Below are 11,847 nucleotides of genomic sequence, written 5' to 3'. Positions count from 1 at the left end.
CTTCATGAATTAAATTTTGGCAAAGTAATCGTTGCGGCGGTTCCATTTCCAATTTCAGATTCGTACCCTATCCTGCCGTTATGGCGTTCAATCAGTTGTTTGCAAATAGACAAGCCTATGCCAGTACCGTTTTCCTTCGTCGTAAAAAATGGTTCGTAGATCCGGTCCAATGTTTCCTTCGACATGCCGGTCCCATTATCAGAGATTTTAATGAAAATGTGATTAGCAGCTGTATCCGCCCAAATTTGTATGGCACCATTTGTATTCGACATGGCATCGATTGCGTTTTTCAAAATATTCAAAAACACTTGCTCAAGTTGAGAAGCGTCGCCAAAGGTGAATAATTCTTGCTCGGAAATATGTGTTGAAAGATGGATCTCATCGCTTAATACGATCTGTTCTGCAATACCGATAACTCTTTGTAAAACCTCTTTAACATCGACAACTGAGTCGTCATGCTTGGTGTTATCGCGTTTTCGCGACAACAGCAGGAAGTCCGTAACTAATCTATTTAAGGCATCTATTTCATTAATACTTAAATCAAGATAGTGAGTCAGTTCGTCTACCTTGATTACCGGCTGCTGAAGTCTGTGCTTAGCAAGTTGAGCGAATCCTTTGATCGACGCTAGTGGATTCCGTATCTCATGAGCCATGCCTGCTGCCATTTGTCCCATTACGGATACCTTTTGCGAGTGTAAATGATCAATCTGCTGCTCTTTACTTGCCAGATAGCCTTGAGTAAAGCTTGCAAAACGATTCCAATTACATTCCATCAAGCGGTTGATTAAAAACACACGTTTACTAGCATCTTCCTCGTACTGCTCGATTATGGCAATCAAGATGCTTTGAGAAGTTAGATTTAAGTTTTTACTTATTTCCAAAACGATCTGGTCGTGCTCGCCTAAAGTTCTAGCTGTGAATGTTCCTTGCTCAAATCCTTGTGCTTGCGATGAAACCAAATAGTCCCTATATTTGGGAGCCGTCATAAATAAGGCATGGATCATACCTGTCTGGATCTCTGTGATACTCGTAAATAAAAATTCTTGCTGTGTCTGAACAAACATGTTTGCTGCATGACTTTGGTTTCTGATCGCATCGAAATGCGTTTCCAAGATTTTCGGGATGGAAGAAATTAATAACGAACTAAGGCTCTCCTGATTTCGCTGCATAATCATCCAACTTTCAGAGTTGATTTTCACTATTTCTCTATTAATTTATGTATTCCTGCTACATGTAAGCTATTAACGCTACTGGATTAAAAGCCGCGACTATCGCGGCTTTTTTGCATTTTAGAGTGTGCGCGGAAATCTGTAATTATTAATAGTGAAATGCCAAAGAAAATGAATTCCGTTTGCACATGCTTATGATAGATTTAACATCAGTAGAGAGCGGTTGATCGATGTCATAACCATGATTCTACTATATCTATAAGAGGAGGAAATGCTATGCAGAAACGTATTAGATTTAGCAGAACTCTTACCACTATGCTGACTATGGCGACGTTGTTCGGCATGACAGCACCCGCGGCTCTTGCCTCGCCAGGCGACCAGTATCCGTATAACCAGCGGGATGACAAGAACTTCGTTAATAACACCAACGTTACAGAACGGTATACGCCGACCGGCAGCAACAACATGAGTCTCAAAATCACCTCACCCAGGGCTCAGGGCAATGCCAAGTTTACCGCTAACCCGATCGTGGTGGACGGCATCAAAGAAGCGGCTTGGGACAACGCCACTCCTTACAGGATTGGAAATAAGTACAACACCGCTATGACGGCAACCGCTCCGGATGCCACAACCGAAGGCACCTTGCGGTTCATGTGGGACGGCCCGGTGCTCTACGTATTGGTGGAGGTAACCGGCGATACTACCAAATCCGACACTGGAACCCCGAACTGGAGCGCAGCCACTTATACGCCCGCCATGGACGGCCTGTTCGTCACGCTGGATGTCTTCAACGACAAGTGGGGCATGGAAACGGATACCCAGGGCATTTTCTTCCTGAGTGCAAGTCCGAACGCCGCTTCGGTGTCCTCGTTCTATAATACCGGAATTCCTTCCCTAGGGTCCTTCTTCAACCCGAACCATCAAGACTATTCGACACGCTTGAAAGCTTTCAAATCATCTGGGTACAACGCTGAGACTAACAGCCCGGGCGTCAACTACACCTACGAGATGGCTCTGCAAATGGAAGGTTGGGGCGACGACTGGGATCGCGAGCTGACCAATGGCACGCAGGTCGGCTTGGATGTTGGCATTTACGATCAAAATGCTTCTTTTACCTATTGGAGCAAATCCGAATACTATGCGGGGCGCGAGGGCAGCTCCAATCTGCCGAACTCCGAACGCGTAAGAAACCGGGATTGGGGTGAGGTCACACTGTCCGGCTGGGACAATAAGACGGAATTCGCTTACAGTGGCTGGCGCGCCGAGGAGGATATTCGCTTCTGGAACTCCAAGAACAACCCCGGCGGATCGGGCAACGGAACGGTCGATGCGAATAACGGTGACGGCAGCAATGTATGGACTGCCGAGTCCAAGGCCCGTATGGTTGGTGCCAAAGCCGCATATAACGCGATCAAAAACAGCCCCTCCGCCACCCGTGCAGAGAAGGAAGCCGCCGTTTTGGAGGTCGTCCAAGCTTTCGCCGGGCTGAAATGGGGGAACACGAAGTACCCGGATCCCCACGACCTGCCCGCTGTGAACACCTTGCCCAACGTCTGGCAGTTCTTTGACAAGAACAAGGGCACGGGCGGCATGGTAACCAACGAAGCGGAGTGGGCCCAGCGCAAGAAGGAGATTCTGGAACTGGCACAGTTCTATGAGTATGGTTACAAGCCCAAATTGGATGTGGACTACAAGGTCTCCCTCGTCACGAACAGCTACGCCGGCACCGGCAACGCCACCGTCACGGCGAAGGTGACGCCTACAAACGTCAATTTTACCGGCGGCACTGAGCAAAACGTGACGATCAGCATTACCATGCCTACCGCTGGTGTCCCAGAAGGTCAAGCCGCTCCGATCTCCTTCGCAGGCAGTTGGACCGCTAACGGCATCGCCAATATTAGCTTTCCCAACTGGGCAGCGGATGGCGTACGTACCGATTTAGCGTGGGGCAACCCCAACCGCAGCGGCACATTTTACAATCTCTTCCCTTACTCGCGTAACAATACTACCGCTGACGTAAGCGTCATAATGGCCAACGCCACTGCGGTTTCGGCCTATCTGGACATACTGGAATTGGCGGTTGCCAACAACCCGGCTCTGGCTGCTAAGATTGACCCGACCCGCGCGGTCACCAAAGGTTTCTCCATCAATGGCAAGTATGCCTTTGTGGCTGGCGTCTTTGATGAGCGGGTAAAAGCGATCGTTGCCGGCGGCGCAGGCGCAACTGGCCCAGCTAACTGGCGTTATAACGCGCAAGGCCAGGAGTACAACTTCAAAGACACCATGTTCAGCAATAACAACCCTGGCGCCGAAAACGTGATCGCCCACGGCACTGAAGGCCCGGGTAACAGTTACCGCCATAACCGTACGCGTGAGACCGAGCTTTTCCGTCACTTCTTGCCCTACGGCCACATGTATAAGCACGAGGAGAATTCTTACGCTTATGGCGACTATAGCCGCCTGCCATTTGACCAAACTTCACTGGTGGCTACACTTGCACCGAATCGCGCAATCATCATTGATACGAATCTCAATGACTATAACGACGGCTCCACGACCGACAACATGAGCCTCAGCAGCGCCAAGGGCGTTTACAAGACGCTGGGCGTCAATGGCGACGATTTTGTCAAGTTCAATACAGGCAACTATGTGTCCAGCGGAGACCCCCATGGCGCTGCCAGTGCCACAGTGGAAGGCAAATATCTGCAAGATTTCTTCTACGGCAGCAAAACGCTGACCGACGCGGAAGCCGATAGACTGAACACAGACCCTTACTCGCTGAAGGTCTCCAACGGTCAGACCCAAAGCCCATACGACTACTATTGGGGTGGATTCAACACCATCACCGGCGGCAAGGGTGGCATTAACGGCACTAACGGCTGGTACTACTACGAATTTCCCAAGGACTCAACTCCGGATAGTCTCAATGCGGTTTTAGCGGGGGCTACGAATGCTCTTGCCGGTGCATCATTTGACCTAACCTATGGATTAAGTCATGTAACAGACAGTATCTATGCGCAAGATTTGACCTTTACTTTTGACCCCGAAAAAGTAGAGTTTGTCTCTGCGAAGTCCCTAAAGGATAAATTCGAGATTGTAGGCCAAAAAGAAACGTTGGGTCAAGTCCGGATTATTGCGGCAAACTTGGGAGCCGTCGATGCGGTAAATTCCGGCGGTGATTTGCTGAAGCTGAATTTTAAAGCAAAATCGCTCTCTTCCTCCTCTGAAACGGCTATCGCATTATCCCATGCGGTTGTATCAGGCAGTGATGGGGCGGAAACGACAGTAGATGGAGTCTCCCACAACGTAACAATTTCAGCCATCGTTGTCATCGACAAAACGGCGTTGAACGATATTATTGTCAAAGCGCAAGAGGAGCTCAATGCAGCGACAGAAGGCAGCGGTATCGGCCAATATCCGGCAGGATCGAAGGCAGCCTTGCAAGCGGCGATCGACAGCGCGAACACCGTAGCCGGCAGCGCATCAGCGACGCAGCAGCAAGTGGATCAAGCGGCAGTTGATTTGAATGCAGCGCTGCAAGCCTTTAAGTCCTTGGTTATCACTCGAACTCCGGGAGATCTGAGCGGAGACGGTAAAGTAACCATCGGAGACTTGGCGATCATGGCGAAATATTATGGTAAGAAGAATAGCGATCCGGATTGGGATCAAGCGAAAATTGCGGATATCAATGGCGATGGTGTTATTGATATTAACGACCTTGCGTTCGTGGCAAGGAAGATTCTCGAATAATCATTTGGAGGGCAGGATAACCTGCCCTCCTTTTCAATTTTGCAAGATTTGAAACGCTCATGAAACGCTGACTGCTTTAATATCATCTTAGAAGTGAACTTTAATTAAAGCCTTATCTTAGGCACGGAAGGGTGAAAGCTTGTGAGGAAGAATGTTCGATTCGGGAGGAGTGCTGCAAGAAAGACAATGATTTTCGTTTTTGCTTTCATGCTGCTGTACACCATGTGGCCTATGAAGGAACTGGAAGCGGCCAAACTCCTGCGGTTTATGGTTTTTAATGGTGGCAAATCCTATTTAATTGCTGGAGAAGAATATGGCGTTTTATTTGAGGAGGATCTCGGATTAGGGACCGTTTCCATCCCGTCTTTTGAATACTCCGTTGATAATGGCGGAATTTGGCATCCGATGTATCATTGTAAAAATGATTCGTGTTTCAGGCTGCCTATTGATCCGGAGCTAACATCAGCTATTATACGTCTCGACGTGGTCTATATTCCAATATTTGGATCAAATACCCATTCGGAAATGCGCAGTGGTCCTTATAAAATTTTACAGCCCGCAGATCCGTCGGATATCAACGTGACTCCCAAGGATGACGGAACGGTTGAGCTGACATGGAATGACAACTCCAACATGGAATCGTCTTACCGGATAACACGTTATGGTCCGGATGGAACCAAAACATTTTACGTAAACAACACGATGGATCACAGAGGTCCTCTAAGCTATATTGACAATCAGACGGACAAATATAAAAGCACGCTTTATAATTACTCGCTGTCTATGGTGATTGACAAATATGATTTACCTGAAGAACTTCAGCCATCAATATTTAATAAGCTTGTCAAAACCAAAGTTCCAATAAGTATCGTGGATAAAGTAAAGATTTCCCCGAACATACCAGACGTTATTGTTCCGGACAAGACGGAAATCGATCCGAATTCCAAAATCATTAATAAGTTCAAACTGAACATCATCGACTTTGACAAAATTGCCATTGCCAGTCTTTCACTGAATAAACATTCAATCGAGCTAAAACCGGGACAAACGGAAAAATTAACGGTAGCTGCCACTAACGCAGGAAATCAGAAAATCGTATGGAGCAGCAATAATCCCCAAATTGCCGTAGTGGACAATGATGGCAGTATAACGGCCAAATCGCCGGGTATGGCGAAAATCATGGTGAAAACGGAAAGCGAGAGTCTAAGCGATAGTTGTGATGTCAATGTCACGTTGATAACACAAACACCGGAACCGGCCATCCTTAAAGATATCGCGGGTCATAAGGCAAACGCGGAGATCATGGAAGCGGTGGCTCTCGGTTTCGTGTCAGGTTATCCGGACGGTACGTTCAAACCTGATGCGAATGTCACTCGCGCGGAGTTTGCGACCATGCTGATGAAAGCTTTGCAATCGCAAGCTGTGGCGGACGACACTACGATGAACTTTGCGGATGTGGATCAAATAGGATCATGGGCGCGAGAATTTGTGTCAAAGGCTGTCAAACTCAAAATCATAGAAGGGTATGATGACCTTACGTTCCGGCCGAACGCGAATATTTCACATGCTGAAATGATTGCGATGGTCATTCGGGCCTCCGGCCTTCGTACGGACAACGCGAAGCCAACCAGTTTTGCCGATGCAGCCGACATTCCGCCGTGGGCAAATCCTTCTGTCTCCAAAGCTGCAGAAACCGGCATTATCATTGTCGGCGGGCTTCCGGACAACAAATTCGCACCTCAGGCGCTGTCCACCCGCGCGGAAGCCGCCTCGGCCATCGTTCGTATGTTGAAAGTCAAAAAATGAGAAGGAAGGGTGAAGTTCATTGAGAATGAAAGTGAAGAAATCGAAAGCGGTTAGAATCATGCTCGTTGTTGTTGCAATGTTTGTTAGCTCGTTTGGTTCCGCTTATGCGGCGGCTAATTTGGAGCCGATCAACGCGTTTTTCAACAGGGGCGTATCGTTTGTATTGAAAGGAGAGCTATGGCAGCCCAGAGACGAAGATGGAAAACCGCTGACAGCGATTTTTTACAATGGGAACAACTATTTGCCTGTCCGCGCTCTGGCTGAAGCGTTAAAAATACCGATCGATTACGATGCTGCTAATCAAAAGATTTACATTGGAGGCAAACCGGGTGAAAAGACGCCGATTTTCGCAATGCCGATGGAAATTGACAACATCTACGCGATTCCAACCAAAGACCCTAAAGAAACGAATGTAAAAGATAAACAGTACCAAGAGGTTTTAAAGATTGACCAATATGGGGACGCTTATTTCACCCTTGACCGTAAATACAAGCGGCTCGTCCTGGATGCGGCTGTCATAAGTCCAGGTGAGTATGACGTGGAATTTTCGCTTTATAATGCGGGAGACACTGCGGGAAGTGCAGCTTCAACTGTCTTGGAAATGCACAGCGTTAGTCCTGATGACGATGTCAAACGTCTTATGTTTAATGTAGAGGGCCTCGAAAAAATCAAACTTCATGTGCAAAGCCATAATTTAAACCCGTATATTTATGCGAGAATATTAGACACATCCTTTTTTGATAATGGGGATCCTGCCGCTGGAAACAGTTCGAGTGGGACAATAATCAAGTAAATCGCTCGGCTTCAAAATGTCTTGTCTGCTCCGCATACATATCAATGGAAGCTGTTGGAAATCATATAGCCTAATGTTGATATGTAGAGGAGTGGGCAAGATGAATGATTGGATCAAGAACGCATTCTCGCTTGGCTTGGGAATCACGGTTGCCACCAAAGAAAAGCTGGAAGGCTTTGTGAATGAGCTGGTGGCAAAGGGAGAAGTGGCTCCTAGTGAATCGAAGGAATTAGTTTCCAAATTAATTCAGAGGGGCGAAGAGCAGCAGGAAGATCTTAAGCGAATCGTCCGCGCACAGCTTCAAAAGCTGCTGGATGAGCTGCACGTGGCGACGGAGGATGATATCAAGCGCTTAGAGCTGCGCATCGACCAAATGGAACAGAAATCGCAGGCATAGTCGTTATGAGGAGAAGGATACGGCAGTTGCATCGATACCGGGATATTGTTGTCGCTCTGGTTCGCCACGGTTTCGGTTTCCTGGTGGAGGAGTCGGATCTGCTGCAACGTCTGCGAATCCCGCTAAGAGGATTTCGCGTGGAGGACGATGTGGATCGCAAGACGCTGGGGTTGCGTATCAAGAACGTCGTTGAAGAGCTCGGCCCTACCTTCATTAAGTTGGGACAGATCGCGAGTACCCGTTCTGATCTGCTTTCGGAAGATATTGTTAAGGAGTTGAAAAAACTCCAAGATCAAGTGAAGTCTTTTCCTTACAATCAGGTGCAGGACACAATCGAGGCGGAACTGGGACAAAGCATCGATGCCGTTTTTGGCCACTTAGAGGTGGAGTCGCTTGCAGCGGCGTCTATTGGGCAAGTGCACCGTGGCGTATTGCGCACAGGAGAGCACGTGGCTGTCAAAATCCAACGTCCCCAAGCCGCAGAATCGATCCGAACGGATTTGGAAATTTTAGCGGATTTGGCTGCGCTTGCCGAACGTCGCTTTGCTTGGGCGCGGCGGCTTCAGGTGGAGCTAATCATTGCAGAATTCAGTCGATCGCTCATAAGTGAACTGGACTATACCAAAGAGGCGAGGAATGCGGAGAAAATAGCCGCACAATTCAAGGATGTAGACCATATTTATGTGCCTCAGATTTATAGCGAGTACAGCTCAAGGAAAGTCATTACGATGCAATATATCGAAGGGGTCCGTTTGTATGAAGAGGATCAGCTTCTGGCCTTAGGGTATGACCGAGCCCGTATTGCCAAGCGTCTCATTCAGGCGTTGTTTCATCAGATCTTCGTGGATGGATTGTTCCATGCGGATCCTCATCCTGGGAACATTCTCATTTTGCCGGGCGAAGTGATCGCTTTTCTTGATTTTGGCATGGTGGGTCGGCTCACGGTGGAAATGAAGTATCATTTTTCCTCACTAATCATTGCGCTTATGCGTCAGAACACCGACGGGGTGATTAAGGCGATCTACCGGATCGGGTTTATTGACGAGGATATCGATATGGCGGAGCTGCATTATGACATCGAGGGGCTTAGAGAGCAGTATTACGGCGTCCCTCTTAGTCAGGTAAGCTTGGGCGGAATTGTCAACGATCTGTTCGAGGTGGCGTACAAGTATCATATTCGCGTGCCGGCGGATTTCATCCTTTTAGGGAAAACGTTGGTTACGATTGAAGGGGTTGTCGTAACGCTGGATCCGACGATCAGCATCGTAAAGTTAGCGGAACCGTTCGGTCTTCAATTGATGATGGAACGATTCCGCCCGAAGAATCTGACTGCGAGTATCTTCAAGGATATAACGGATTACGGGCACATGCTGGTGAATTTACCAAGACAGTCCCGAGAGCTCATCTCGCTGATAAAAAAGGGGAAGATGCACCTGGACGTCAGCGTTTCTGAGGCAGATGATATCCTGCGCAAGCTGGATCGCATCGGAAACCGGATCACGTTTAGCATCGTGCTCCTTTCCTTCAGCTTGATTATGATGGGCCTCATTGTTGGTTCTTCCATCGTTGGCCGGAAGCCTAATTTCCTGCTTAACGTGCCAACCATTGAAGTTGGATTCGTGGTCGCTTCTTTGATGATGATCTGGCTGCTGTTGTCGATTTTTAAATCGGGCAGATTTTAGCAGAATAGGACGAAAAGATCGGGTCTAGTGTCCGGTCTTTTTTTTATTTCCGGGGAATTAAACGGTTCAGTATGATTTTGAGGGGTTTCAGATTCCGGCAACGTAGTTATACTTAGGAAGCATATCATGATTGGAAGGGAGAGGTCATGAACGAGGACGATCAGCACCTGGCGAATGCCTTGCGCCGCCGCCTACCGTCAGCACTGGAAGGATTGATGGACAGATACGGCAACGGGGTTTATGGCCTCGTCAACCGAATTTTGGCGGGGGCGGGCCAGACGGAAGATGTGGAGGAATGTGTAAGCGACGTCTTCCTGGCGGCTTGGAGGCGTATCGACGAATATGATGAGGAAAAAGGCTCCTTTCGGACCTGGCTCCTGATCCTCGCCAAATATTCCGCGCTCGACGCCCGCCGGAAACTGTTGAGACGGCCTGGAGCGGGGCCGTTCGAGGACCGAGTGGCGGATGGGGCGAGCGTTGAAGACAAAGTGATCACGAAGGAAGCCTCCGCAGAAATGATCGCTTTGGTAAATGATCTGCCGGAACCGGACCGAACGATCTTTTACCGGCGCTATTTTTACTACGAATCGGTGGAACAGATCTCGAGGGGCTTGAGCCTGACCGGCAAAGCGGTGGAAAACCGACTGTACAGGCTGCGCAAAATGTTCAAGGCTAAACTTGGCGAAGGGAGGTTGGAGTAAACGGATGGCTCAAAATGAAGATAAACCTATTTTCGCATGGATGGACCGGCTGGATCCGAAGGAATTACAAGGCATGGAGGAAATTGATCCGTCCGCGGAGGAGAGAGTGGAAGAAGCCGCATGGCAGCGAATCAAGAGTCGGACATTCGCCCGATTGGATATCGGCGAGGAATCACTGGAGCCTTTAAAAAAAGTAGTTCCTTACGAGAAGGCCTCCCGCCGGAAATGGCTGCCTGCCGCCTGCGCAGCTGTTATCCTGAGTACAGCTTTCATCTCCTTCTCGCCAGGCGTCAGAGCCGAATTGAAGAAAGCTTTGCAATTTATCCCGGGTTTCGGCTTCGTACAGCAGAGCGAGGCTCCCGAAGAAACGGCTTATGTGCTACCAAAGCCGGTGGGGCTCACTGGAGAGAACGGTGAGATCACATTGGAGGGAGTGCTCATTCAGGGGTCAGGCGGACAAATCTCTTTGAGCGGCAATAAAGTTTCTGCAGTGGCCGTAAAGAGTATCATTCTGGAGACGGAGCAAGGGCAGTTTGAATTTAAGCAGAGCAATGCTTCATGGGGAGGCAGCGGTCCTTGGCAGGCCGGGTATTATTTTGATGGCAAGATTCCATATGAAGGGCTTGAAGACGCTACTTTGAGATTTGACAATACGATCATCGGTCAGCTGCATCTGACGAAGGCGAAGACAGCGGACGATCTTGCCGGCTTCGGCTCGAGCGACATCCAGAATGGCATTCGAATCACCTCCATCGTGACCCCTCTGGACGGAAGCAGCCGCAAAGTAAATTTACTCGCTCAATTGCCTGGACGTCAGACGGTTGATTCTTATGGCAAAGAGCCGATTGCAGAAGGACTGCAGCTTCAACTGACGGACGATGAAGGTCAATCAGTGCCGATAAAGAAGGACACCGGATTCGTCAAGCCGCGCGAATTGCTGTTTGACAATCCGAACGGAGCGAACCATTACCAGCTTGCCATTCCTGCAATTCGGATTGTGGATCCTGGAGCGGGGCATGTTAAAGTTACCCTGCCGGTGCCCGAAGAAGGTACGAAAGAGATTCATGTAACAAGCCAACTAGCCGGATTCCCCGTAGACTTCACCCGAGTGGAGCGCGTAAATGCCGATAGTGTGCGCTTTGAAGTGGATACTCATTTTGATACTAACCTGCAGAGAACGCTGCAAAATTACCGGCTTTTCACGAAGGATGGCGTCGGTCTGTCCTACAGCACCAAACTGAACGAGAAGACGTGGGCAGTGGAATCCGAATGGCTGGATGTCAAGCCTGGACAGAAAGAAATTACCTTTTATATCGGTGAACCGCAAATTGTCGTTAAAGGACCTTGGATTTTGAGTGATTTGCGATAAATGTGTGCGTCTCCTTGAAAAACCGCGTCAAAATGCTACGACGAATCTCGTCCCAAGACATCGTTCTTGGAGGTGAGATTCTTTTTTGCGGATATATATATATAAAAATCTCAAACATATTTGAAAAGATTTTATATTACGCATTCTAAAGGATGTGAGTACAATCAGAAGAGTGCAGAT

8 protein-coding genes are annotated in these 11,847 nt (G+C 48.6%); 7 read left to right on the top strand and 1 reads right to left on the bottom strand.

The features are described 5' to 3' along the window. Positions 1–2 precede the first annotated feature (2 nt). On the bottom strand, positions 3–1,199 hold the full coding sequence (locus GC097_RS34905; RefSeq protein WP_171681691.1) for a sensor histidine kinase: 1,197 nt from the start codon (positions 1,197–1,199) through the stop codon (positions 3–5). Between the two features lie 285 nt (positions 1,200–1,484). Here GC097_RS34905 and GC097_RS02140 point away from each other — a divergent pair, with 285 nt between their 5' ends. From GC097_RS02140 to GC097_RS02110, 7 genes are all read left to right on the top strand, one after another. After that, positions 1,485–4,919 carry a glucuronyl esterase domain-containing protein gene (locus tag GC097_RS02140; protein ID WP_171681690.1) on the top strand — a complete coding sequence of 1,145 codons (3,435 nt, stop codon included), beginning with the start codon at positions 1,485–1,487 and terminating at the stop codon, positions 4,917–4,919. A 186-nt stretch (positions 4,920–5,105) separates the two neighbouring features. Next, the gene (locus GC097_RS02135; protein ID WP_171681689.1) at positions 5,106–6,725 is read left to right on the top strand and encodes an S-layer homology domain-containing protein; all 1,620 of its coding nucleotides are present in this window, start codon (positions 5,106–5,108) and stop codon (positions 6,723–6,725) included. Positions 6,726–6,750: 25 nt separating this feature from the next. Further along, complete coding sequence (locus GC097_RS02130) at positions 6,751–7,518, top strand: stalk domain-containing protein (RefSeq protein WP_171681688.1); 768 nt, start codon at positions 6,751–6,753, stop codon at positions 7,516–7,518. 100 nt (positions 7,519–7,618) lie between these two features. Next, entirely contained in the window at positions 7,619–7,915 is a 297-nt protein-coding gene (locus tag GC097_RS02125; protein WP_171681687.1) for a phasin family protein, read from the top strand. 5 nt (positions 7,916–7,920) lie between these two features. Then, positions 7,921–9,597 carry an ABC1 kinase family protein gene (locus GC097_RS02120; RefSeq protein WP_171681686.1) on the top strand — a complete coding sequence of 559 codons (1,677 nt, stop codon included), beginning with the start codon at positions 7,921–7,923 and terminating at the stop codon, positions 9,595–9,597. Positions 9,598–9,743: 146 nt separating this feature from the next. Then, positions 9,744–10,298: a sigma-70 family RNA polymerase sigma factor gene (locus tag GC097_RS02115; protein ID WP_171681685.1), complete on the top strand. Its 555-nt coding sequence runs from the start codon at positions 9,744–9,746 to the stop codon at positions 10,296–10,298. A gap of 4 nt (positions 10,299–10,302) precedes the next feature. After that, positions 10,303–11,667 (top strand): hypothetical protein, encoded by a 1,365-nt coding sequence (locus tag GC097_RS02110; RefSeq protein ID WP_171681684.1) that lies wholly within the window; start codon positions 10,303–10,305, stop codon positions 11,665–11,667. Positions 11,668–11,847: the final 180 nt, after the last annotated feature.

Origin of the sequence: Paenibacillus planticolens (assembly GCF_013141725.1) — a bacterium.
Lineage (GTDB): Bacteria > Bacillota > Bacilli > Paenibacillales > NBRC-103111 > Paenibacillus_E > Paenibacillus_E planticolens.
Note: the sequence above shows the minus strand (reverse complement) of the source record. Positions and strands in the feature narration are given on the sequence as shown.

Coding starts and splice junctions, on each gene's coding strand:
- GC097_RS02110 (WP_171681684.1), top strand. CDS start 10,303: ATGGCTCAAAATGAAGATAAACCTATTTTCGCATGGATGGACCGGCTG.
- GC097_RS02120 (WP_171681686.1), top strand. CDS start 7,921: ATGAGGAGAAGGATACGGCAGTTGCATCGATACCGGGATATTGTTGTC.
- GC097_RS02140 (WP_171681690.1), top strand. CDS start 1,485: ATGCTGACTATGGCGACGTTGTTCGGCATGACAGCACCCGCGGCTCTT.
- GC097_RS02115 (WP_171681685.1), top strand. CDS start 9,744: ATGAACGAGGACGATCAGCACCTGGCGAATGCCTTGCGCCGCCGCCTA.
- GC097_RS02135 (WP_171681689.1), top strand. CDS start 5,106: ATGATTTTCGTTTTTGCTTTCATGCTGCTGTACACCATGTGGCCTATG.
- GC097_RS02130 (WP_171681688.1), top strand. CDS start 6,751: ATGAAAGTGAAGAAATCGAAAGCGGTTAGAATCATGCTCGTTGTTGTT.
- GC097_RS02125 (WP_171681687.1), top strand. CDS start 7,619: ATGAATGATTGGATCAAGAACGCATTCTCGCTTGGCTTGGGAATCACG.